Source organism: Sedimentibacter saalensis, from assembly GCF_007830175.1.
Lineage (GTDB): Bacteria > Bacillota > Clostridia > Tissierellales > Sedimentibacteraceae > Sedimentibacter > Sedimentibacter saalensis.
The window spans coordinates 80,625-104,346 of the sequence record NZ_VLKH01000008.1 but is presented as its reverse complement, the minus strand read 5'-3'; the positions used below and the strand labels follow the sequence as shown (position 1 = coordinate 104,346).

At 33.4% G+C, this 23,722-nt stretch carries 22 protein-coding genes; 20 read left to right on the top strand and 2 right to left on the bottom strand.

The window, feature by feature from the left end; all coding sequences use genetic code 11:
• Nucleotides 1-103: 103 nt before the first annotated feature.
• On the bottom strand, nucleotides 104-619 hold the full coding sequence (locus LY60_RS13220; RefSeq protein ID WP_145084705.1) for a hypothetical protein: 516 nt from the start codon (nucleotides 617-619) through the stop codon (nucleotides 104-106).
• Between the two features lie 328 nt (nucleotides 620-947).
• Between LY60_RS13220 and LY60_RS13215 the strand changes: the two genes are divergently transcribed.
• The 17 genes from LY60_RS13215 to LY60_RS13135 all read left to right on the top strand — a co-directional run bounded on the left by LY60_RS13215 (nucleotide 948) and on the right by LY60_RS13135 (nucleotide 19,664).
• On the top strand, nucleotides 948-1,580 hold the full coding sequence (locus LY60_RS13215) for a hypothetical protein (RefSeq protein WP_145084702.1): 633 nt from the start codon (nucleotides 948-950) through the stop codon (nucleotides 1,578-1,580).
• Nucleotide 1,581: 1 nt separating this feature from the next.
• Nucleotides 1,582-3,477 carry a motility associated factor glycosyltransferase family protein gene (locus LY60_RS13210; protein WP_145084700.1) on the top strand — a complete coding sequence of 632 codons (1,896 nt, stop codon included), beginning with the start codon at nucleotides 1,582-1,584 and terminating at the stop codon, nucleotides 3,475-3,477.
• Nucleotide 3,478: 1 nt separating this feature from the next.
• Nucleotides 3,479-4,459, top strand: a complete 981-nt coding sequence (locus LY60_RS13205) for an NAD-dependent 4,6-dehydratase LegB (protein WP_145084697.1) — start codon at nucleotides 3,479-3,481, stop codon at nucleotides 4,457-4,459.
• A gap of 8 nt (nucleotides 4,460-4,467) precedes the next feature.
• Nucleotides 4,468-5,637 carry a LegC family aminotransferase gene (locus LY60_RS13200; protein ID WP_145084694.1) on the top strand — a complete coding sequence of 390 codons (1,170 nt, stop codon included), beginning with the start codon at nucleotides 4,468-4,470 and terminating at the stop codon, nucleotides 5,635-5,637.
• Nucleotides 5,638-5,661: 24 nt separating this feature from the next.
• On the top strand, nucleotides 5,662-6,699 hold the full coding sequence (locus LY60_RS13195) for a sugar phosphate nucleotidyltransferase (protein WP_145084691.1): 1,038 nt from the start codon (nucleotides 5,662-5,664) through the stop codon (nucleotides 6,697-6,699).
• Nucleotides 6,700-6,750: 51 nt separating this feature from the next.
• Complete coding sequence (locus LY60_RS13190) at nucleotides 6,751-7,398, top strand: acetyltransferase (RefSeq protein WP_145084688.1); 648 nt, start codon at nucleotides 6,751-6,753, stop codon at nucleotides 7,396-7,398.
• Between the two features lie 16 nt (nucleotides 7,399-7,414).
• Nucleotides 7,415-8,410 carry an N-acetylneuraminate synthase gene (gene neuB / locus LY60_RS13185; RefSeq protein ID WP_145084686.1) on the top strand — a complete coding sequence of 332 codons (996 nt, stop codon included), beginning with the start codon at nucleotides 7,415-7,417 and terminating at the stop codon, nucleotides 8,408-8,410.
• Nucleotides 8,407-9,564, top strand: coding sequence for a UDP-N-acetylglucosamine 2-epimerase (gene neuC / locus LY60_RS13180; protein WP_145084683.1), 1,158 nt, complete (start codon nucleotides 8,407-8,409; stop codon nucleotides 9,562-9,564). Before neuB ends, neuC begins: the two co-directional genes overlap by 4 nt.
• A gap of 11 nt (nucleotides 9,565-9,575) precedes the next feature.
• A complete protein-coding gene (locus LY60_RS13175; RefSeq protein ID WP_170226222.1) occupies nucleotides 9,576-10,517 on the top strand; it encodes a GNAT family N-acetyltransferase in 942 nt (313 codons plus the stop codon).
• A gap of 13 nt (nucleotides 10,518-10,530) precedes the next feature.
• Nucleotides 10,531-11,193: a PIG-L deacetylase family protein gene (locus tag LY60_RS13170; RefSeq protein WP_145084678.1), complete on the top strand. Its 663-nt coding sequence runs from the start codon at nucleotides 10,531-10,533 to the stop codon at nucleotides 11,191-11,193.
• 11 nt (nucleotides 11,194-11,204) lie between these two features.
• Nucleotides 11,205-11,930 (top strand): acylneuraminate cytidylyltransferase family protein, encoded by a 726-nt coding sequence (locus tag LY60_RS13165; protein ID WP_145084675.1) that lies wholly within the window; start codon nucleotides 11,205-11,207, stop codon nucleotides 11,928-11,930.
• A 130-nt stretch (nucleotides 11,931-12,060) separates the two neighbouring features.
• Entirely contained in the window at nucleotides 12,061-12,894 is an 834-nt protein-coding gene (gene hag, locus LY60_RS13160; protein WP_145084672.1) for a flagellin Hag, read from the top strand.
• Nucleotides 12,895-13,170: 276 nt separating this feature from the next.
• Nucleotides 13,171-14,733: a putative bifunctional diguanylate cyclase/phosphodiesterase gene (locus tag LY60_RS13155; RefSeq protein WP_145084669.1), complete on the top strand. Its 1,563-nt coding sequence runs from the start codon at nucleotides 13,171-13,173 to the stop codon at nucleotides 14,731-14,733.
• Nucleotides 14,734-14,753: 20 nt separating this feature from the next.
• Nucleotides 14,754-15,155 (top strand): bacteriohemerythrin, encoded by a 402-nt coding sequence (locus tag LY60_RS13150; RefSeq protein ID WP_145084666.1) that lies wholly within the window; start codon nucleotides 14,754-14,756, stop codon nucleotides 15,153-15,155.
• Between the two features lie 32 nt (nucleotides 15,156-15,187).
• Complete coding sequence (locus tag LY60_RS13145; protein ID WP_145084662.1) at nucleotides 15,188-17,254, top strand: methyl-accepting chemotaxis protein; 2,067 nt, start codon at nucleotides 15,188-15,190, stop codon at nucleotides 17,252-17,254.
• 462 nt (nucleotides 17,255-17,716) lie between these two features.
• Nucleotides 17,717-18,391 (top strand): response regulator transcription factor, encoded by a 675-nt coding sequence (locus LY60_RS13140; protein ID WP_246145470.1) that lies wholly within the window; start codon nucleotides 17,717-17,719, stop codon nucleotides 18,389-18,391.
• Between the two features lies 1 nt (nucleotide 18,392).
• Complete coding sequence (locus tag LY60_RS13135; RefSeq protein ID WP_145084654.1) at nucleotides 18,393-19,664, top strand: sensor histidine kinase; 1,272 nt, start codon at nucleotides 18,393-18,395, stop codon at nucleotides 19,662-19,664.
• Nucleotides 19,665-19,855: 191 nt separating this feature from the next.
• On the opposite strand, the gene LY60_RS13130 is transcribed toward LY60_RS13135, so the two are convergent.
• The gene (locus LY60_RS13130) at nucleotides 19,856-20,659 is read right to left on the bottom strand and encodes an NAD(+)/NADH kinase (protein WP_145084651.1); all 804 of its coding nucleotides are present in this window, start codon (nucleotides 20,657-20,659) and stop codon (nucleotides 19,856-19,858) included.
• Between the two features lie 68 nt (nucleotides 20,660-20,727).
• Here LY60_RS13130 and LY60_RS13125 point away from each other — a divergent pair, with 68 nt between their 5' ends.
• The 3 genes from LY60_RS13125 to LY60_RS13115 all read left to right on the top strand — a co-directional run bounded on the left by LY60_RS13125 (nucleotide 20,728) and on the right by LY60_RS13115 (nucleotide 23,512).
• A complete protein-coding gene (locus LY60_RS13125) occupies nucleotides 20,728-21,612 on the top strand; it encodes an RluA family pseudouridine synthase (RefSeq protein ID WP_145084648.1) in 885 nt (294 codons plus the stop codon).
• A 70-nt stretch (nucleotides 21,613-21,682) separates the two neighbouring features.
• Nucleotides 21,683-22,681, top strand: coding sequence for an asparaginase (locus tag LY60_RS13120; RefSeq protein WP_145084645.1), 999 nt, complete (start codon nucleotides 21,683-21,685; stop codon nucleotides 22,679-22,681).
• Between the two features lie 12 nt (nucleotides 22,682-22,693).
• Nucleotides 22,694-23,512 carry a PHP domain-containing protein gene (locus LY60_RS13115; RefSeq protein WP_145084642.1) on the top strand — a complete coding sequence of 273 codons (819 nt, stop codon included), beginning with the start codon at nucleotides 22,694-22,696 and terminating at the stop codon, nucleotides 23,510-23,512.
• Nucleotides 23,513-23,722: the final 210 nt, after the last annotated feature.

The following is a 23,722-nucleotide window of genomic DNA, read 5'->3' as shown; positions in this document are numbered from 1 at the left end:
GCTCCTTTATTTTTTTATTCTTGAGGCTATATTTAAATTATTGGCCAATAAAAAAACCTGAAGCCTATTTTAGATTCAGGTTTTTATGGTGATATATCTAGTTTTATTCTTTTTGCCAATCATCAAAACGCTTCATAATTTCATCATATGTTTTATTGCATATTTCAGGAAGCCCTGCACCGTCATTAAACTCCATCCCTGCTGCATCAAAACCTTTTATAACAGCATCCTTTAACAGAGAAATTTTTGATTTGTCGCCTCCGGACAGTGCTTTTGCCATGTCCATAATTCTGGTGGCAACTGCATCAATTGAATATTCGCCGCCTTCTTCAACTTGCTGGGCTGCTTTTTGAGAATCTTCCAAGGAAACGTTTATTTTTTGCCCAAATAATGTTAGATTTGATTCTTCGCCTTGTTTAGCAATCATTTTTTTGATTTGCTCTTTAAATTCACTAATTCTTTTTTCATTATCTGAAATTAGCTTGTTAATTTCTATACTGTCAAATTTCTTATTGTTTTTTATGGTGTCAGAGTCACTTTTGTCTTTATGTTTTATATATTCTGCAGTCTTGCTATTTTGTACACCTGATGGTCTAACGGAATTAATTTCTTTAATCATATGACATCCTCCTTATAGTCTATATCGGCATTATAAATGAAAATTAAAGTCAAAATGGATTAAATTAACAAAATTTATATCAAATTGCTGAAATTAAAAATTCGCTAAAATAATTAATATTTGCACAAAGCAATTGTGAATAAGGCAGTTAAATGTTATAATTACTAACATAATAATATTTTTATAATTGAGAAATTATTAGAATTTATAACAAGATGATGGTACAAACAATTTTTATATGATATGAAAGAAAGCATCTAAATATTTATCTTTTTAAGCCGATATCTATTAAAGATGCTTAATTTTTAAGTGTTTTAGAGGAATATATTTGAAGAAAGAAGGAAAATTTATGAATATACGTGTTAAAGATAAGGTATTGGAGTTTAAAAATGATCCTGAAATTATAGAACAATTATTTGATAACATTAATGAATTAATACAAGAAGATGATTTGCTGTTTTCTCATCTAATCATTGATGGAGAAGAAATATACGATAATTTCGATAGATATATTATGGAAAATATTGTAAGCATAAAAACAATAGACGTTGTTGCCATATCAATCGTAGAAATGGTCAATGAATCTATTGAATCAACAGAGCAGTATGCCAAAAATGCAATTCCGATAATCCATAAATTATCTGAGGAATTCTACCAAAGGCCAAGTGAAAATACTTGGTCACAGCTTACAGATTTATTTGAAGGAATTCAGTGGATTATTCAATCGCTTACTCATATAAGTTCAATTGAAAGCTCCAGTGACATAGTAAGTGATTATGGGGCTTGGAATGAGTATGTTCAAGAAGTGTCAAAATTAAACAATATTGTTGTTGAATTAGAAAATGCAATTTTAAACAATGACAACATATTAATTGGAGATATGCTCATGTATGAAATAACTCCAGTATTTGAGGCAATAGTGGAAAAATTAAGTTTTCTAACATCCGAGGCGGTTGAGTAAAATGTTAAAAGATAATGTTACATTTTTAAAAAAAAAATATCCAAGACTATATGAAGAACTAGCAACAATAGAAACAGATAATTTACATAGTAATATTACTATTGAACATACAAAAGATAACCATAAAACCATTAAAGTAAAGAAAGATGAAAAAGATTTATATGTTCATAGCAAGTACGCCCCTTTGCGAGAAGCTGAAGCAATAATAAATAAAATTGAGGAAAGGGATAGCATTGATGAAAATTCACATGTAATTTTTTACGGGCTTGGACTTGGCTATCATATAGATGTGTTTACACAGAGATATCCATCTACATCATTTTCAATCTATGAACCATCTGTTGAAATTTTTAGACACTTTTTGGACAATGTCAATTTTAATAAATCAGCATTTAATAATATAGCAAACATCCAATTTGAGTTTGACACAACTGCAATAGATGTTTTTTTAGGGAAAATACTTAATAAAACAAACAAGAAAATAGTAATTGTGGATTTACCGATTTATGAAAATGTATTTAATGAGCAATACAATACATTCCTTAGCAGGTTTAAGGAATTAATAAACAGTAAAAGAGGAAATCTGCATACGAATTATGTTTTTCAAAAAAGATGGATAATAAACTGTATGAAAAACATTAAAGAAATATTGACTACTCCAAACATAGTAACAGAAAGGATTGGTTCATATAAAGGCAAGACTGCAATTTTAGTTGCAGCAGGTCCATCTCTTAATGAAGAAATTGAAAATTTAAGATATATAAAGAATAATGGTCTGGCTTATATATTCAGCGTTGGTTCAGCGATCAATACACTTATTATTAATAACATATATCCTCATGCTGCATGTACAATTGATCCAAGTGTTAAAAATCAGGAAGTCCTGGAAATAATAAAACAAAAAGATATTAGTGAAATACCTATGATATTTGGTTCATCAGTTGGATATGAAACATTAGAAAATTATCCGGGTAAAAAATATCATATGATTACTAGCCAAGATTCAATTGCAACATATTATCTGAGAAATTACGACAATAGTGCAATAAATGTTATTTATGATGCGCCAACAGTAGCTGCAGCAACATTACAGCTATTATATGTTTTGGGATTCGATAAAATTATATTAGTTGGACAAAACTTGGGTTATCGTGATAAAAAGCGATATTCAGAGGGAATAACATATAGCAGTATCGAACTTACAGATGATGAATTAGAAAAAGGTATATGGGTAAAAGATGTTTATGGAAATGAAATATTAACTAACAATTCATTTAATATGATGAGAAGTCAAATTGAAAGCTATATCAAACACTTTTCAAATCTTAATGTGATAAATACTACTAAAGGTGGAGCAAGGATAGAAGGAACAGAGTTTATAGAACTTGAGGAAATAATCAAAAGCTGTTTAAATGAAAAAGTAGTAGAAGAAGATGGATTGAATTCTTTAGAAAAAAATAAAACAGACTATGATAAGGAATATTTGTTAACTCAGTCTAGGAATATGGATAAATCATATGAAAATGCTCTGAAAATTAACAAAGAATACAGAGATATACTAAATAAAATTGAAAAAGCTATCAACAATAGAAACTACACACAAGCTCAAAACTTGTATGTAAAACTTGATAAAGAGTTAAAGAAAATTGAAAATAATGACTTTTATAAGACATTTATACTTCCAATGAACAGAGTACAGTATAAAATATTGGCAGATGGTATAGAAAGTTTTAATGAGGAAAAAAATCCTCATGAACAAGGCAATAAAATTATAAAAAGTTTTAGTAATTTCATTGATATATGCATTAATGATATAGAAATGATAGAGCCAATTTATAATGAGATGAAAGGAAGCATTTCAATTTATGCAGAATCTTCTTTAACAAAAGGGGTGTAAGATGAAAAAAATTTTAGTAACAGGAGCAGATGGCTTTATTGGCAGTCATTTAGTTGAAAAGCTAGTTAATGAAGGCAACAAGGTAAGGGCGTTTGTTTATTATAATTCATTTAATTCGTGGGGCTGGTTAGATTCTTTTTCAAAAGAAATGTTGTCAGAAATTGATGTTTTTACAGGAGATATAAGAGACCCCAACGGAGTAAGAAAAGCTGTTGAGGGAATGGACGAGGTTTATCATTTAGCAGCGCTGATTGCCATTCCATTCAGCTATCATTCTCCTGATACATATGTTGACACCAATATAAAAGGTACACTGAATATATTACAGGCAGCAAGATCTTTGGAAACGTCAAGACTGCTTGTAACATCAACATCAGAGGTATATGGTACAGCTCAATATGTGCCCATAGATGAAAAACATCCATTCCAGGGTCAATCACCATATTCAGCAACAAAGATTGGGGCTGACAGATTAGCAGAATCATTTTATAGAAGCTTTAATATGCCACTTACAATAGTGAGGCCGTTTAATACATATGGCCCAAGACAATCTGCAAGAGCTGTAATACCTACAATAATCACTCAATTATTATCAGGACATAAAGAAATTCAATTAGGTTCATTAACTCCAACCAGAGATTTTAACTATGTAAAGGATACTGTCAATGGATTTATTGAAATAGCTAAATCAAATATGACAATCGGAGAAGAGATTAATATTGCAACACAGCAGGAAATTTCCATTGGTCAGCTTGCGGAGGAATTAGTAAGACAAATAAATCCTAGTGCAAAGATTGTATGTGATGAGCAAAGATTGAGACCCGAAAAGAGTGAAGTTAACAGGTTGCTTGGTTCCAATGAAAAGATAAAAAGGTTAACAAATTGGAAGACACAATATTCCTTTGAAAGTGGACTTGCTGAAACTATTGAGTTTTTTAAAAATAATTTAGATAAATATAAGACAGATATTTATAATCTATAGGAGATAATATGGAAAGAAAATTTATTCCGCTTTCAGTACCTAATTTAAAGGGAAAGGAATTAGAGTATGTAACTCATGCTGTTGAAACTGAATGGGTTTCTACAGGTGGACCATATGTTGATGAATTTGAAGATAAAATAGCTCAATACGTTAATGCAAGGGGTGCAGTATCATGTCAAAATGGTACCTCTGGATTGCATATAGCTCTTCAAGTGTGCGGAGTAACAAAAGAAGATGAGGTAATAGTTCCCGCTTTGACATTTATTGCTGCGGTTAATCCGGTTAAATATATAGGTGCTGAACCAATTTTTATGGACTGTGATGATTCACTCACCATGGATGCAGACAAGTTGCTGGAATTTTGCCAAAATGAGTGCAGTTATGTTGATGGAAGACTATTAAATAACAAGACCATGAAACAAATAAAGGCTATAGTTGTGGTCCATGTATTTGGTAATATGGCCGACATGGAAAAAATAATGAATATAGCTGACAAATTTAATTTGAAGGTGGTTGAAGATGCTACTGAAGCAATCGGAACTTATTATTTAACAGGGAAATATAAGAATTTCTTTGCTGGTACAATCGGAACGGTAGGTGTATATTCTTTTAACGGAAATAAAATTATAACAACAGGTGGCGGTGGTATGATTGTATCTAACGATGAAGAAATATTAAAGAAATCAAAGCATCTTACCACACAGGCTAAAAGCGATGAGCTATACTATACTCATGATGAAATAGGATATAACTATCGCATGACTAATTTACAGGCTGCACTTGGTTTAGCTCAATTAGAACAGCTGGAAATGTTTATTGATATAAAAACTGAAAACTATAACTTATATAAAGTAAAAATTAATGAAATAAAAGGATTATCTATTTTAAACTTCAATGAAAATATAAGGAGCAACCATTGGTTTTATTCGCTTCAATGTAACAATGATTACCCTATAAGCAGAGATGAAGTAATTAAATATTTAGCTGATAATAAAATTCAGTCAAGACCAATATGGGGCTTAATCAATGAACAACGACCATATATTGGTTGTCAAACATTTAAAATCGAAAAAGCAAAATACTATATAGAACGTATAGTTAATATACCATGCAGTTCTAATTTAGCAAAGGATGATTTGTTATATGTAGTTGAATGTTTGAAAAACATGCAATTTTAGCTTACAGGCAAGGGGGAGAGTATTATAGATATAAATGATTTTTTGATAGATGAAGAAATTACAATGCTTGAAGCAATGGAATTGCTGGATAAGGTAGCTAAAAAAGTTCTTTTCGTTGCAAAAGAAGGGAAATTAATTGCGGCTATTACAGATGGTGATGTGAGAAGATGGATATTAAAAAAAGGTAATCTTGATGCAAAAGTTAAATGTATCGCCAATTATAACCCAAAGTTTGCATATGAAAAAGATAGAGATAAAGCAAAAGATCTTTTGAAACAGTATTCTGTTGAAGCATTGCCTATAGTTGATATTGAAATGCATATAATTTCTGTAATATTCTGGAATGACAAAGAGATCAGAAACAAAAGCAAGTTGAATGTTCCGGTTGTAATTATGGCAGGCGGCCTTGGTACAAGACTTTATCCTTATACAAAAATTCTACCGAAACCGTTGATTCCTATTGGTGAAATTCCTATTGCAGAACATATAATAAATAGATTTCATACATTTGGTTGCAATAACTTTTTTTTAATTGTTAATCATAAGAAAAATATGATTAAAGCATATTTCAATGAAATCGAAAAGGACTATGCAATAAATTATATTGATGAAAATATCCCTCTTGGTACTGGCGGCGGGTTAAGTCTGCTAAAGGGAAAAATTGATACCTCATTTATATTGTCTAATTGTGATATTATTATTGATGAAGATTATGAAAAAATATATAGATTCCATAAAAAAGAAAAAAATTTGATTACAATGGTTTGTTCCTTAAAAAGCATAAAAATTCCTTATGGAGTAATAGATATTAGTGAAAACGGAGAAATAGAAAGCATGAAGGAAAAACCTGAAATATCCTTTTTTACAAATACTGGAGTGTATGTAGTTGAGTCTAAAGTTATTGAAGAATTGGAAGAAAACACAGAAATAGGCTTTCCTGACATAATAGAAAGATACAGAAAAACCAGCGAAAAGATAGGGGTATATCCTATCGGTGAAAATGCCTGGATGGATATGGGACAACTTGATGAAATGGAAGAAATGAGAAAAAGGTTGGAATAAGAATAAACATACATTCAAACATACAACAAATATTCGATTAAAGGGGAAGGTATGAAGCAAAAGAATATTGTAATTTTGGGTTCTAGTGGATTCGCCAAAGAAGTATTATGGCTTATTCAAGAAAATAATCGCATCACAAACGAGTGGAACATAATAGGTTTTATAGATAATTCTAATGATGTGAGAAGTATAGCTGGATATGAAGTCATTGGTGATGACGATTGGTTACTAAATTATCCGGAACAAATTTATGTAGTTTGCGGTATTGGAAATTCAAAATTAAAAGAAAAGGTAGTAAAAAAATTCGTAAATAAGGAAAATGTTATTTTCCCATCTATCATTTCAAAAGGTGCTGTAATATCAGATAGTGTTAAAATGGGAATAGGATGTATTATATGTACGAACAGCATTTTAACAGTAGACATAACCTTAGGGGACTTTGTCACTGTGAATTTAGATTGTACAGTAGGTCATGATGTTATATTGGAAAATTTTACGACCTTATATCCAAGTGTTAATATTTCAGGAAATGTTAGAATAAAATCAAAGACTGAAATTGGTACAGGGTCACAAGTAATACAAGGCTTGAATATTGGAGAAAATTCAATAATAGGAGCGGGTACCGTTGTAATTAAAGATATACCAAGCTACAGTACTGCGGTTGGAAATCCTGCAAGGGTCATAAAACAGAATAAATAGTTAAGAAAGGAATTCTATGAGAACTCTTATAATCGCTGAAGTTGGTGTCAATCATAATGGAGATATTGAGATTGCAAAAAAAATGGCTAAAGAAGCAAGACGGTGCGGAGCAGATATTGTAAAATTTCAAACTGGTAAGATTGAGTTGCTTGTATCTAAAAATGCAGAAAAGGCAGATTATCAGAAATTGACAACAGGCAATGAAGAAACACAGTATGATATGATAAAGAAATTATTATTATCATTTGAAGAATTTGAGAAATTAAATGAGTATTGCAAAGAAAATGATATTGTGTTTTTATCAACACCATTTGATCTGGATAGTATAGACTTTCTTGAGCAATTGGACATACCTTTTTGGAAAATACCATCCGGAGAAATTACTAATCTACCATACCTAATTAAGATAGCAAAAACACATAAGCCAATTGTCATGTCTACAGGAATGTGCACCATGAGAGATATAGAAGATGCAATGGAAGTATTGCAAGTTAATAATTGCGGAGAAATTACCCTGCTTCATTGTACAACAGAGTATCCTGCACCTTATGAAGATGTTAACTTAAAAGCAATGGATACATTAAGAAAAAGATTTAATGTATCTGTAGGCTATTCCGACCATACAAGAGGAATAGAAGTGCCAATTGCCGCAGTTGCCATGGGTGCCGAAATAATTGAAAAGCATTTTACTCTTGATAGAAATATGGAGGGCCCAGACCATAAAGCAAGCTTAGAGCCGTATGAATTAAAAGCTATGGTTAGCGCTATCAGAAATATTGAAGCTGCAATGGGAGATGGTGAAAAAAAACCTTCAGAATCAGAAAAGAAAAATATAGTTGTTGCAAGAAAGAGCATAATTGCAAAAACATATATTAAGAAAGGCGAAATTTTTACAGAAAAAAATATAACAGTAAAAAGACCTGGAAATGGTATAAGCCCAATGAAATGGTTTGAAGTAATAGGTCATACTGCATCAAGAGATTTTGAAGAAGAAGAGCTGATAGAAATATGAAGAGAAAAATATGTATTATTACAGGAACTAGAGCTGAATATGGACTGTTGAGACCTTTGATAGAAAAGATAGACAATGATGATGAATTACAATTGCAGTTAATTGTTACAGGAATGCATTTATCACCAGAGTTTGGGCTTACGTATAAAGAAATCGAGAACGATGGGTATACAATAAATGAAAAGATTGAGGTGCTGCTGAGTTCAGATACACCTTCAGGTATTTCAAAATCAATGGGCCTAGCTATGATAGGTTTTTCAGATGTTTTTGAAAGATTAAAACCAGATATGGTTGTTTTGCTTGGAGATAGGTATGAAATATTTGCTGTTGCCAGTGCTGCTATGGTATCCGGTGTGCCAATAGCACATCTATATGGAGGTGAAACCGGCTCTGGTACAATTGATAATATGTTGAGGCATGCTATTACTAAATTTAGCAGAATACATTTTACTTCTACAGATTTTTATAGAAAAAGAGTGATACAGTTAGGAGAAAATCCTGGTTGTGTTTATAATGTTGGTTCTTTAGGTGTGGAGAATATTTATAATCTTAAATTGATGTCCAAGGAAGAACTGGAGAAAGATATTAATTTCATTATTGACAATAAGACAATTTTATTTACATTCCACCCTTTATCATTGGAACCAAATCTGGCAAAAAGCCAATTCCGTGAAATACTGTCAGCTTTTAGCAGGATAGAAAATCTTAAGGTAATATTCACCAAATGTAATTCAGATACCGGAGGAAGAATTATAAATGAAATGATAGATGAATATGTAGGAGATAATCGCAACACAACAATCTCATTTTATTCATTAGGAACGATTAGGTATTTGAGTGCAGTTAAGTGTGTGAAGGCTGTTGTTGGAAATTCATCCAGCGGAATAGTTGAAGTCCCAAGTTTAGGAACATACACATTAAATATCGGTAAAAGACAGGATGGAAGGATACAAAGCGAGACTATTTTTAACTGCGAACCAATAGAAAAAGAAGTTTATGAAAAACTATCTATGATAATTGATATTCCAAATTTGTCAAAAACAAATAACCCTTATGAAAAAAAAGATACATCAGCAAATATAATCAAAATAATCAAGGAACAACTTCTTATTAATAAATTTGAAGAAAAGAAATTTTATGATATTGATTTTTAGGGGGAAATATATTGAATTTTAGAAGATATAATAAAGGCGATGAAAAGCACATACTTGAGGTATTTGAAAGAGCCTTTGGCAGAAAATTATCCAAGGTTTATTGGAAATGGAGATATATAGATAATCCCAATCATAATACAGATCTTATAAACCTTGCTTGGGATGAGGATAAATTAGCTGCACATTATGCTTTATCGCCGATTCCCTTGTACGTCAACGGAATTAAGCACTTTTCGGCCTTGTCAATGACTACATTTACTGATCCAAGTTATTTCAGAAGAGGGTTGTTTGCAAAACTTGCCCAAGATTTATATTCAAATACTAAGGAAACAATAGACGTTGTCTTTGGAGTACCAAATGATAATTCAGTAAATGGATTTGTAAAAAAACTTGGATTCCATTTAATTAAAGAAATTCCTATGCTAGAAACAAAGATTTTAAATAGAAAGTTTATGTCTAGTGCTAATTGCGAAATTGTAGAAAATTTTGATGAAAGGTTTGATAAGTTATTTTATCTAATCATCAATAAATATAAGATAATAACATCTCGAGTATCAAGCTACTTAAATTGGAGATTTGTTGATAATCCAGAGAATAAATACCAAATAGTCGCTTTTATAGACGGGGGAAAAGTACTGGGATATGCAGTTGTTAAAATTTACAATAATAATGGAATGCTAATTGGGGATATTGTGGATTTAATTGCGGTAAATGATTCAGTTTTAAGGCAGCTGCTTAATTTCTCACTTGATTTTTTTCAATCCAAAAAAATTTCAAGTGCCAATATGTGGTTTTGTGATAATGAATATTTAGATGTTCTTAAGGAATTTGATTTTCAAGAAAATGGGCAGCATTTTCATTTCATTGTTAAGAATAACTCAGATACGTCTAATGATGATTTGTTGGAGTTCAATAACTGGTACATTACTATGAGTGATATTGATATATTTTAGAAAGGAATACAGTATGGATAAATACCTGATTGTTGCTACCCATCCGGACGATGAAACCTTAGGAGCCGGTGGAATGATGCTAAGAAAAAAGGCAGAAGGTAATGAAGTTTATGTTTTGAACATGACGCATATGGATGTAGAATTTGGATATAGTGATGCAAAAATTAAACTGCGAGATAATGAAATTGAAAAGATGATTGAAAGATATGATTTAAATGGATACTATAATCTAAAACTGAAGCCTGCTGAATTAGATTCATATTCAGCAGGAGAATTAATTCAAAAAATAAGTTTTGTTTTTAATGAAGTTAAACCCAATGTTGTTGTGTTGCCTTATTATAAGGATGTTCATTCCGATCACAGAATAACATTTGATTTATGCTTCTCATGCACTAAAAATTTCAGATATCCTTTTATTAAAAAAATATTAATGATGGAAACCCCCTCGGAGACTGATTTCGCTATGTCTGAATATGCTTTTAAACCTAATTATTTTGTTGATATTTCAGGGTACATTGATAAAAAAATAGAAATAGCTAAAATTTACAGCAGTGAAATATTGGAACACCCTTTTCCAAGAAGTGAAAAAAATATAAGAGCATATGCTACCATAAGAGGTGCTGCAATAGGTGCAGATAGTGCTGAAGCATTTGTTTTAGTTAAAGAGATTGTATAGGTGGTGAAATATTGATAGGTAAAAACATACTGTGTATTATACCGGCCAGAGGCGGGTCAAAAGGGGTTCATAGAAAAAATATAAGGAATTTAGGAAACAAGCCTCTGATTCAATGGACAATAGATGAAGCAAAAAAGTCAAAGTATATTAGTAGAATAGTAATATCTACTGAAGATAAAGAAATAGAAGAGGTATGTACAGAAATAGGAGCAGAGGTTATAAAAAGACCAATAGAGTTGGCTACAGATGATTCACCAACCATTGATTCAATATTATATACTTTAAACATATTGGAAGATAACGAAGAATTTACACCTGATTATGTAATGCTGCTGCAATGCACATCTCCTTTTAGAACAGTCACAGCTATTGACGCTTCAATAGAAACATTATTAAGTGATAGCAAAAATAGTAAGTCCTTAATATCTGTTACTAAAGAAGAACACCCGCCCTGGTGGTTAAAAAGCATTAATGCAGATGGAACTCTGAAAGACTTTATATTATATGATAAAAAACAATATTCCAGGAGACAGAGCTTTCCACCGGTATATAGACTAAATGGAGCAATTTATATATGTGATATTAATGAACTTAAAAAGAATCGATCTTTTGAAACTGATAAAACTCTTGCATATATAATGGACAGCTATTCATCTATGGATATTGATACGGAAGAGGACTTAAGTTTAGCAGAATACATTTTAAAAAAATTTTCAAAAAACACTAAACTTATTTAATTGAGTTACGATATATATTTTGTAAAGGTAAAAATTTATTTTTAACACAAAGGCGCCAGTGTAAAAAATAAAAAATATTAAAAAATAAAAATAGGGAAGGATCCCGATAAAATTACATGGAGGTAATTAAATGAGAATTCAACACAACTTAAACGCAATGAACTCTTTAAGACAATTAGGAACAAACAACACTAACACAGGTAAAAACTTAGAAAAGTTATCATCAGGCTACAAAATCAACAGAGCTGGTGATGATGCTGCAGGACTTGCTATATCAGAAAAAATGAGAGGACAAATCAACGGTCTTGAAATGGCTTCTAAAAATGCTGAAGATGGTATTTCTTTAATTCAGACAGCAGAAGGTGGATTAAACGAAACTCACTCTATTCTTCAAAGAATGAGAGAATTAGCAGTTCAGGCAGCAAACGGAACAAATGATGCAACAGACGACTTAGCAAACATTCAAAAAGAAGTAACTGCATTAATTACAGAAGTAGATAGAATAGCTGATTCTACTAAATTTAATAAAATTGACTTGTTAAACGGTTCTTTAAGCTCTACTGGAGTAACTTTCCAAATTGGTGCTAATAACCAAACTTATGAACAAGTTGAATTAAAAATTGCAAACATGACAGCAGGAGCTTCTGGATTAGCTATTAGCGGTGTTGATTTATCAACTCAAACTGGTGCACAGGCTGCATTAGATACATTAGATACAGCAATCGGTTCAGTATCAACTGAAAGAGCAAATCTTGGTGCAATGCAAAACAGATTAGAGCATACAGTTAACAACTTAGGAGTAACTTCTGAAAACTTAACAGCTGCTGAATCTCGTATAAGAGACGTTGACATGGCAAAAGAAATGATGGAATTCACTAAGAACAACATCCTTTCTCAAGCTGCTCAGGCTATGCTTGCTCAAGCTAACCAACAGCCACAAGGTGTATTACAGTTATTACAGTAATATTAAATTAAAACAAAAAATTAGGGTGCAGTTTACTGCACCCTGTTTTTTTATGCCCTAACCCAGATTTTTCGACCGTAGGAAGAAAAAATCTGCGGTAGGTCAAACGCAACGAAATCCAAATTTATGCGACCGGAGGGAGCTAATAAATTTGTGATTGAGACTGCGATATTATAGTGGTTTAAAATTATAAAAAAAGTTTACTAATGGTAAATTATTTGTAAACTTTTGTCAAATTATGCCGATAGAACTAAATGGAGATAATAATCACAGGAGGTGAAAAAAATTAATAATGATGAAATTTCCAAATTCAAACCATTTGTTAAGCATTATGTTATTGGGGCAGCCTTCTGCACAGTAATAATGATTCTTGCAACACTTGATTTGTTTTCTCCGGGAGAGGATATTACATTAAGAGACAAGCTTTTGCTTGCATTCAATTTTGTCTTTATAGTATTGGAGATAGGATTTTATTTCATTATAAGGAAAGGAACAATATATTTAAAAAATTATAATGGTAGATTGAACAAAGACATAAATACTGAAGCTATGGATTTGGTATTTAATGTAAGAAATAAATTCAAGTTCATAAAAGATGCAGAAGAACGGATAAACAATAATATTGAAAAGAAGTATGCACTTATCCATTATGATATTAAAAAGTTCACCATCATCAACAACAGTGTTGGATACAAGGTCGGTGATGATATTCTTAAGAAAATATGCAAAATATTTTCAAAGGAACTTAAAGGTGAAGTTTTTGGAAAGGCTGAGGGAGATAAGTTTTTTGTATTGTTTGAATATGAAGAACAAAATGAGCTCATTGAAAGAATGCTTAATATATCTGATAAAATTGAATATTTAAGTATTTGGAAAAAAATTAATATAAAACCTGCAGTCAACATGGGGATTTATTTTATTGATAATGATGAGCTTGAACTTAGAGTTGCTATCGACAGAGCTGAATTTGCAAAAAGTCACCTGAAGAACGGCTATAACAGTGAATATGCTATTTACAATGAAAGCATCGGAAACAATCTCATAGAAGTGCGTAGAATTGAAGATGACATGCACAAGGCTTTGGCCAACAATGAGTTTAAGGTGTACTTTCAGCCAAAGGTAAGTTTGGATAACGGTAATTTATCAGGAGCAGAAGCACTTGTCAGATGGAATCACCCAGAGCTGGGGCTTTTAAGTCCCATGAAGTTCATACACATTTTTGAGAAAAACGGTTTCATTATTAATTTGGACAAGTATGTTTTTGAACAGGTGTGTGTCAACATGAGAAAATGGATTGACAGCGGATATGATGTTGTTCCTGTTTCTGTGAATGTTTCAAGAATTCATTTTTTGAACACCGATTTTGTTGAAGAATACAATAAAATCAAGGAAAAATACAGTATTCCAAATAACCTTATTGAAATTGAAATTACGGAATCAGTGGTTTTCAACAATGATAATGAAGAAAGTATTTTTACAGTAATGAAAAACTTCAAAAATGAAGGATTTGAAATATCCATGGATGATTTCGGATCAGGCTACTCAAGTCTTGGGCTATTAAAGGAAATGCCCATTGATACATTGAAATTGGACAAAATATTTTTAAATCATATTGAAGAAAACAGTTCACAGATAATAATGGACAATATTGTAGATATTGCAAAAAAGCTAAGTCTAAAAGTTGTTTCTGAAGGTGTTGAAACAGATTTACAGGTAGATTTTTTAAAGAAAACAGGATGCGATATGGCACAGGGCTTTATTTTTTCAAAGCCAAAGCCTGTAGAGGATTATGAAAAGCTCATCAGCAGCGGAAGAACAAACTATTTTCATTTAGCATAATTTAAAAAGGAAGGTAAATCATGGCATACAGCTGGGACAAATCATTAGAAACAGGAAACCCGTCAATTGACTCACAGCATAAATCATTGATAAATGCAATTAATGAACTTTTAGATGCTTGCAGCCAGGGAAAAGGAAGAAATGAAGTATCAAAGACGCTTAATTTTTTGCAGGATTATGTTATAAAACATTTTGCTGATGAAGAAATGCTGCAGCTAAAATCATCGTATCCTGATTACAAAGCTCACAAGGAAAAGCATGAAGCATTTAAAGTTACAGTAAAAAACATAGCTGACGAATTCAAAGAAAATGGAGCAACCATACAGCTGGTTGCAAAAGTGAACTCTTCTGTGGGAGGGTGGCTTATAAACCATATTAAATCGGAAGACAAGAAAGTTGCAGCACACATAATGAATAAATAATAAAATAAAAAATTGACTTACAGGGGGTTAGCATGAACAGCATTAAACGGAAAATGTTTTTAAACATTACGGTAATAATATTGGTGGTAGTTATAGCAATAGGGGGAGTTTCTTCATATCTTACTTACAATGTAACATTTGACACTCTTGAAGAAACAATGCAGGAAATTGCAGCATCATCTGCAGATGTTGTTACAATGAGACTTGAAGGTTACAAAACAATAGCAGCAGAAGTAGGATTGCTTTCTCAGCTTACAAGTGAAGACATAACTCAGGAAGAAAAAAGCAAAATTTTCAATGAAAGAATAGCAATGCATGGTTTAAAGGACATAAACATTGCTGATAAAGATGGATTTGTAGCATCATCATCAGGAACAGAAATTGTTAAACACATGGATTATTATACTGCTTCCATGAACGGAGAAGTGTTTGTTACTGATGCTCAGTTTGATTCGGCAACATTTGAAATGTACTATATTGTATCAGCCCCTCTTTGGAAAGACGGTGTTTACGGCTCAACAGCAGAAGGAGTTGTCATAGTTAAAATAGATGGAAAAACTCTGACTGATATTGCTTCCCAGGTAGTTATTGGAGAGGCTGGTTTTGCATCTATTATTGACAAGGAAGGATACATTATTGGACATCCTGAATATAGCAAGGTTTTAAATCTGGAAAATATGATTTTAAATAACCAGACTGACGGCAGTCATTCGGAATTGGCTTCCCTTGAACAAAGAATGCTTAATGGAGAGACAAGCTTTGGCACCTATTCGAACAACGGAGCTAAGAACATGCTGTCCTATTCACCAATTGAAGGAACAGAAGGCTGGGCAATGCTCATTGATGTTCCCCAGAGCGAATATATGAAAAGCACAAATTTCAGCGTTATTGCAACGGTTATTCTTGGATTAGTGTCCATATTGATAGCGGCGTTCATGGGATTCAGAATGTCAAACAAAATTGCAGATCCTATAATTGCATGTGCAGAAAGGTTGAAACTTTTGTCAGAAGGAGATTTGCACACTGAGGTTCCAAAAACAAAAAGCAAGGATGAAACAGCAGTACTTTTAAATTCCTTGGAAAAGACAATAGTTGAACTTAATGCAATTATCCAGGATATCTCACATCATCTTGGAGCAATTGTAAACGGAGATCTGACTCAATTTGTTGACAAGGAATATTTAGGAGATTTTGAACCTATTAAAGATTCTGTTGTACAGATTGTAAAATCATTGAATTACATATTTAAGAACATAAACATAAGCGCAGAACAAGTGGCCAGCGGTTCGGAAGAGGTAGCGGAAGGTTCTCAGGTTCTCACACAGGGAGCAACTGAACAGGCAAGTTCTATAGAGGAATTAGCAGCAACAATAAATGAAATCACTGAACAGATTATATCAAATGCAAAAAGTGCTCAGCAGGCGAAAATAATATCTGAAGAAACTGCCTCAGATGTGAACAACGGAACAAAATATATGGAACTCATGATTGAGGCAATGGATGAAATAAACAGTTCGTCTGTTCAAATAGGAAAAATTATAAAAGCAATTGAAGACATTGCTTTCCAGACAAACATTCTTGCACTGAATGCTGCAGTTGAAGCTGCTAGGGCAGGTTCTGCAGGCAAGGGATTTGCAGTTGTGGCTGATGAAGTAAGAAATCTTGCATCAAAAAGTGCAGAAGCAGCTAAAAATACAACGCAGCTCATTGAAAATTCTCTGAATGCTATTTCTAAGGGAGCAAAAATAGCCGACGAAACTGTTGAATCATTTAAAATGATTGTTAATAAAACAAATGAAACAGTTTCAATAGTGGAAAGTATTGCAGAAGCTTCTCAGCAGCAGGCTTTAGGTGCAACACAAATAAACTCAGGCATAGAACAAATTTCATCTGTTGTGCAGACAAACTCTGCAACGGCAGAAGAAAGTGCAGCAGCAAGCCAGGAATTAAGCAGTCAGGCAGCAGTGCTCAAGGGTCTTATTGAGGATATAAAATTAAGAAGTATACATAAAGATTCTCACAACATTGAAGTTGTTGAAGAGCATGATGTTATTGATAATGACAATGATGAGCTTAGCAGTGCAGAGACAGAATGCTAATTAATTGATTGTAATTCAGTGGGCGGACACGAGGTCCGCCCCTACGGAATATAAATTTATCAGTAATGGGTGAACATGTATTGTAAGAAATGTAAACTTGTCAGTAAGGATGAGCATATATATTTTAATAATATTAGAAATTATCGGTGAATTTGAAATCAAAGTTTGTAGGGGAGAGCCTTGTGCTCTCCCGCAGAATATTGTGAATCAGTAACTACGGGCGGACACGAGGTCCGCCCCTACGGAATATAAATTTATCAGTAATGGGTGAACATATATTGTAAGAAATGTAAATTTATAAGTAGTAGATGGGCAGCAATGCTCATTTTTTAGTGTAAAATTATTTTGCAATAAAATATAAGGTATTATATAATTAATCAAATAAAGTTGCTTATGAACATATTATTAATGTTAAATTAAGAATTTACAGCTATTATAAAGGTATAAATCATCGCAGGAGGAATGAATTTGAGAATTTTAATTGTGGAAGATGAAGTTAAAATAACACAGGCGCTTAATTATTTGTTCTCGAAACAAAAAATAGATGTGGATATAGCCAATGACGGCGAAGAAGGCCTCATACTTTCCAGCAAAGACATATATGATGTAATTGTTCTTGATATAATGCTTCCTGGAGTGGACGGCATTCAGATATTAAAAACAATAAGAAAAGAAGGAATAAAGACACCGGTTATAATGCTTACTGCCAAGGATACAGTAGACGACCGTGTATTTGGGCTTGAAAACGGCGCTGATGACTACCTTGTAAAACCATTTGCAACCAAGGAGCTGATTGCACGTGTAAAGGCTCTCGCCAGAAGGAAAAGCACTGAATACGTGGGTGAAATATATGAATTTGAAGACATAAAGTATGATGTTAAAAATTACCTTTTGTTCATAGAGGAAAAGGAATATAAAATTCCACTCAAAGAAGCAATGCTAATGGAAATGTTTATAAAAAAGCCACGTCAGGTTTTCACAAGAGAACAGATAATAGACAGAATCTGGGGCCTAGAAGCTGACGTACTGGAAAGCAACATTGAAATATATGTTCACCACCTTAGAAAAAGGCTTGAAGAAACAAATGCAAAGATTGAAACAGTTAGAGGCGTAGGTTATATGCTTAAGGAGAAATAGTATGTTTAGAAGGCTTCATTTTAAATTAACAGCATATATGGGACTGATTCTTATAGTTTTCATGTTTTTCGTTGCAACAGGAATATACAGTTTTACGAGAATTGTTTATGAGGACGGCAACAAGGACTTGATGGAAACTGAAGCTATCAGAATTTATACCTACAGAAGCATGACATATTCAGGTTTCATGCTCAATGGAAGTTTTCTTCAGAGGTTCGGACCAAGTGTTGCTTTGATGGGGACTCAGAAGCTGGATGCATGTTACGTGATTTATGATAAAAATCTCAGAAGAGTTTATTCAGAGGAAAATGAAATAGCTATTGCTGACGACATAAAATCACTGGCTGAAAAATCTCTTCAGGATAAGCAAGATTCCTTTGTGACAAAAAAGATTGGCCGTTTCAATTACAGAATTTATACAAAGTTCTTTAACGACATGAACGGAAAAAGCGTGGTCCAGGTTTATCAGAGCACTATAAATGAAGACATCTTGTGGTCGTTCTTAAAAACGGTGTTGTTTGTAACTGGTATCACCGGTATGGCAATATTGCTTTGCATCAGCTATGCCTTTACAGGACAGGCGATAAAACCAATTAGAGACACATGGATGAGACAGAGGGAATTTGTTGCAGATGCTTCTCATGAGCTCAGAACACCATTGACTGTAATTCAGACAAATCTTGATGTTGTTTTAAGCGACGAAGAAGGTACTGTGGATGAAAATGAAATGTGGCTTTCAAATGCATATTCAGAGACAAGGGTAATGGCAAAGCTTATTGATGAACTGTTGATTCTTGCCAAGGCTGATGCCAACGAGGAAAAACTGGACATATCAGAATTTTCATTCTCTGAAATAGTTGAAAATGTGTGCCAGAACATGGAAATAATAGCAAAAAAGAAAGGCATCGACTTTCAGCTTAACCTGGAGGATGATGTAATGATACGAGCAGATTATGACAAAGTAAGAAGGCTTGTGGTCATACTGGTTGACAATGCAGTTAAGTACACAGAAAAAGGTAAGGTTACAGTAAGTTTGTATACTGACAAAAATAAAAAGAAATATTTCACTGTTGAAGACACGGGAATAGGAATAGCTGCAAAAGACATAGATCGAATATTTGACAGGTTTTACAGAGCTGACAAGGCGCGCCACAGGGAAGGCGGAACAGGACTGGGCTTAAGTATTGCAAAGTGGATTGCCGACGTGCACAGATATTCCCTGACAGTGGAAAGCACAATAAATGTGGGAAGTAAATTTACTTTGAGAATGTAAAAAATAAATGGGGCTGTTTCATAACAGCATGATGATAAAGTAACGTTTGACGTTGTCATTCTGAGAGCTTGCTCGAAGAATCTCATGTTTTCAACAAAGATGAGATCCTTCACTATCGTTCAGGATGACAACGTCGTTGGTTATCAATGATCTGGGGCTGTTACATAACAGCCCTTATATCTTGTGAATTTTTACAGGAATTTTTCCTTAATAACATTCCAGTAGTTGAATGTTCCTGTTGAAAGCCTTTTGATTATTCTTTTTGAAGTCCTGAAATGTACACATTCTATTTCGTCGTATTCATACATTTCTCCGTCTGCAGACAAGGCGAAAAAGTAATCATTTTTTCCTTCAGGGTAAAGTGTTATTTCAAATTCCGGCGGCACAATTATGCTGCAGTCAAGGCACCTGTATGCGTTTGAAATAATCGGAGACAATGGCGTAAGCTGCAGTGTCTTCAGTGAAGGATACACAAGACTTCCTCCTGCAGATTTGTTGTAAGCGGAACTTCCAAGAGGCGAAGAAATGATTAAACCGTCACCGCTTATTTTTTCCAGATGGTTTGATGCTATGTAGACATCAAGATGAATGGTCTTCATGTCTTTTCTTTTAAGTATTATGTCATTGACAGCATATATTTTTTCTGCTTGTCCTGATGTTATTATTTCACTTTCAATAAGGTTTACGTTTGTAACGGAAAATTTGCCTTCCTTGTAATCATGGATGAAACTTTCCATGTTTTCAGGAGTGATTTCGGGATAAAATCCAAGGGTTCCGGTATTTATTCCTATGAAAGGAATGCGTGAAAAATTGCTTTCTCTCACACCTCTTAAAAAGGCTCCGTCTCCGCCTATGGTAATGTTAAGTTCTGCTTCCTCACAGAAACCGTCATAATAACTATAGCCGTACTCTTTTAATATATCTATGAGCTTTTGTTTTATTTCCAGCGTATAACTATCATAGTTTGCAGCTATATTTATTAACTTATCCTTCATGATAATCCCCTTTACATTAAATGTAATTTATATTATATTTATATTAATGAAAATCCAGGAGCATATTAATGAACAATAATAATATTCTCAAATATACAATACAAGAAAACGGCAAAAGTGTAAAGGGTATATTGAGTGAAAACTTAAATTTTTCAAGGCGGCTGTCAAAACGTCTTGAGCTTAATGACAAGATTTTTATAAACGGCAGCATGACAAAACTGAACAAAAGAATCTCTCAAGGAGATATTTTAACCATAGAATTTGATGAAGAAGAAGATGAATACAATGCAGTGAACATTCCCATAGACATTGTATATGAGGATTCGGATTTGCTGGTTGTCAACAAACCTCCATACATTGTTGTACATCCAACAAAGTCCCATCAAGACAACACAATAGCCAATGGTGTTGCTTATTACTTCAAGGAACAGGGAATACAAAGAAAAGTACGACTTGTAAACAGGCTTGACATGAATACGTCGGGAGTTGTTATAATAGCTAAAAATCCATATGCTCACAACGAGCTTTCCAATCAGATGAAATCAAATACAGTGGACAAATACTACTATGCCATAGCAGAAGGAATAATAGAAGAAGATGAAGGAACAATAAACCAGCCAATTGCAAGGCTTAATCCTGAAGACATAATAAGAATCGTGCACCCGTCAGGCAAGGAATGCATCACTCACTTCAAGGTTGAGAAAAGAATGAACAACATGACACTTGTAAGACTTAAGCTTGAAACAGGCAGGACACATCAGATAAGGGTTCATTTGAAACACATAGGTCACCCAATAGTGGGAGACACTCTTTACGGAAATGAAAGCAGTCTCATAAAAAGGCAGGCTCTTCACTGTTATGAAATGAAATTCAGACAGCCGCTGACGGGAGAAGAAATCACCATTAAGTGTCCCCTTCCGGAAGACATGGTCAAGGCAATAAATATTAATTAAAGTTTAAATTATATAAAAAATAAATGAAAATCAAATGAAGTTGAACGCAATAAAAATATGAGGGGATAAAATGAAAAAGAATATTTTGCTTATTGCCACAGGTGGAACAATTGCTTCAAAAAAAACTGAAGAAGGTCTGGCACCGGGAATAACATCAGAGGAACTTTTAAGCTATGTTCCGGAAATAAAGGAATTTTGCAATGTAGATACCATTCAGCTGTTAAATATAGACAGTACAAACATTCAGCCGGAATACTGGGTTTTGATGACAGAAGCAATTGAAAAAAATTACGACAAATACGATGGATTTGTAATTTCTCACGGAACAGACACCATGTCCTACACATCAGCAGCTCTTTCATACCTCATACAAAATCCGGACAAACCAATTGTTGTTACAGGCTCTCAAAAGCCCATAAATGCAGACATAACCGATGCAAAGAAAAACCTGCTTGACAGCTTCAGGTTTGCTGCAGAAAAAGGTGTAAAAGGTGTATACCTTGTGTTTGACGGAAAAGCAATTGTTGGTACCAGGGCAAGAAAAGTAAAATCAAAAAGCTACAGTGCTTTTGAAAGCATTAATTTTCCGGTTGCGGCAATAATAGATGACACAAGGATTACAAGATATATAAGAAGTGAACATGAAAATGGAACAGTCAAGTTTTACAAAAGCATTTATCCTAGTATTTTTCTTCTTAAGCTTGTGCCCGGCATGGAACCGGATGTTCTTGATTACATCGGCGAAAAATATGAAGGTGTAGTGATTGAATCATATGGCGTAGGAGGACTCCCATTTCTTGACAAGAGAAATTTCCTTGAGAAACTTGGGGATTTGACTGAAAAAGGTAAAATTGTTGTTGTTGCCACACAGGTTATGTTTGAAGGAAGCGATATGGGAGTGTATGAAGTTGGAGTGAGAGCTTTAAAACAATTCAATGTTCTTCAGGCTTACGACATGACAATTGAAGCAGCAATAACGAAGCTCATGTGGATCATGGCACAGACGAAGGATTTTGATGAAGTCAAGGAAAAATTCTACACCAGGATCAATGAGGATTCATTATATTAGAAAGAGGTAACAATGAAAAAAGTCGACTTGCATATGCACACCTGCGCTTCTGATGGAACGTGGGATGTGGAGGAACTTAAGGAACAGCTTATAAAGAGTAACATAAATATTTTTTCAATAACAGACCATGACTGTATTGACAATGTGAAAAATATGGAGAATATAATTACTCCTTCAGACAACCTCATTTTCATTCCAGGCACTGAACTTACAACAGAATATGATGGAAGAGAATACCATCTCACATTGTACAATTATGACATAAATAACAAGGGATTGATGGACTTAATCAACTGGAGCAATCAAAGCAAACTAAATTCCAACAAGGAATACATTGGAACATATGCAGCCGATAAATACGACAGCATAAGTCTTGAGGACTTTGAAAAATATGAATACGACAGGAAAAGAGGAGGCTGGAAATCAGCCAACTATATGATTGATAAAGGAATTCACAAAGATGTTTTGAATCATTTGCAGGAAGTTAAAGAATCAGGGCTTAAGGCAAAACTCAAGGGCCCTGATGAAGTAATAGGAATTGCAAAGAAAAGCGGAGGAAAATTGTTTCTTGCCCATCCGTCATATCACTACAGGAACACAACCATGCCTGAAGAGGAACTTAAGTTCTGGCTTGAGGCAGGAATAGACGGAATAGAATGCTTTTCGCCATACAACAAGGACGAAGCTCAATACTATATTGATTTTTGCAAGAAGAACAACCTTATGATATCAGGAGGCTCCGACTGCCACGGAAATTTCATTCCAAGCAGAAAGTTAGGCGTTCCTCATGCTGAACTGAGCGACTTGAACATAAAAAAACTGTTTAACTGACAATAACAAATAAATAATTATGAATGAAGAGTTAGTTCTCAGTTCAATATGTAGGGGAGGGTTACTGCCCTCCCGAGTAGGCGTGTACTACCAAACTCTGCGTAAAAATTTGTTGGGAATGACTACTGTCCCACCGAAGATAAGAAATATTGAGCTAATAACACGGGCGGATACAAGATCCGCCCCTACAAAATAATTAGATAGTGTTTG

Bases quoted from the DNA above. Each gene is read 5' to 3' on its own strand.
- LY60_RS13220 (WP_145084705.1), bottom strand. From the start codon at position 619: ATGATTAAAGAAATTAATTCCGTTAGACCATCAGGTGTACAAAATAGC.
- LY60_RS13210 (WP_145084700.1), top strand. From the start codon at position 1,582: ATGTTAAAAGATAATGTTACATTTTTAAAAAAAAAATATCCAAGACTA.
- LY60_RS13205 (WP_145084697.1), top strand. From the start codon at position 3,479: ATGAAAAAAATTTTAGTAACAGGAGCAGATGGCTTTATTGGCAGTCAT.
- LY60_RS13200 (WP_145084694.1), top strand. From the start codon at position 4,468: ATGGAAAGAAAATTTATTCCGCTTTCAGTACCTAATTTAAAGGGAAAG.
- LY60_RS13190 (WP_145084688.1), top strand. From the start codon at position 6,751: ATGAAGCAAAAGAATATTGTAATTTTGGGTTCTAGTGGATTCGCCAAA.
- neuB (WP_145084686.1), top strand. From the start codon at position 7,415: ATGAGAACTCTTATAATCGCTGAAGTTGGTGTCAATCATAATGGAGAT.
- neuC (WP_145084683.1), top strand. From the start codon at position 8,407: ATGAAGAGAAAAATATGTATTATTACAGGAACTAGAGCTGAATATGGA.
- LY60_RS13170 (WP_145084678.1), top strand. From the start codon at position 10,531: ATGGATAAATACCTGATTGTTGCTACCCATCCGGACGATGAAACCTTA.
- hag (WP_145084672.1), top strand. From the start codon at position 12,061: ATGAGAATTCAACACAACTTAAACGCAATGAACTCTTTAAGACAATTA.
- LY60_RS13150 (WP_145084666.1), top strand. From the start codon at position 14,754: ATGGCATACAGCTGGGACAAATCATTAGAAACAGGAAACCCGTCAATT.
- LY60_RS13145 (WP_145084662.1), top strand. From the start codon at position 15,188: ATGAACAGCATTAAACGGAAAATGTTTTTAAACATTACGGTAATAATA.
- LY60_RS13140 (WP_246145470.1), top strand. From the start codon at position 17,717: ATGAATTTGAGAATTTTAATTGTGGAAGATGAAGTTAAAATAACACAG.
- LY60_RS13135 (WP_145084654.1), top strand. From the start codon at position 18,393: ATGTTTAGAAGGCTTCATTTTAAATTAACAGCATATATGGGACTGATT.
- LY60_RS13130 (WP_145084651.1), bottom strand. From the start codon at position 20,659: ATGAAGGATAAGTTAATAAATATAGCTGCAAACTATGATAGTTATACG.
- LY60_RS13125 (WP_145084648.1), top strand. From the start codon at position 20,728: ATGAACAATAATAATATTCTCAAATATACAATACAAGAAAACGGCAAA.
- LY60_RS13120 (WP_145084645.1), top strand. From the start codon at position 21,683: ATGAAAAAGAATATTTTGCTTATTGCCACAGGTGGAACAATTGCTTCA.
- LY60_RS13115 (WP_145084642.1), top strand. From the start codon at position 22,694: ATGAAAAAAGTCGACTTGCATATGCACACCTGCGCTTCTGATGGAACG.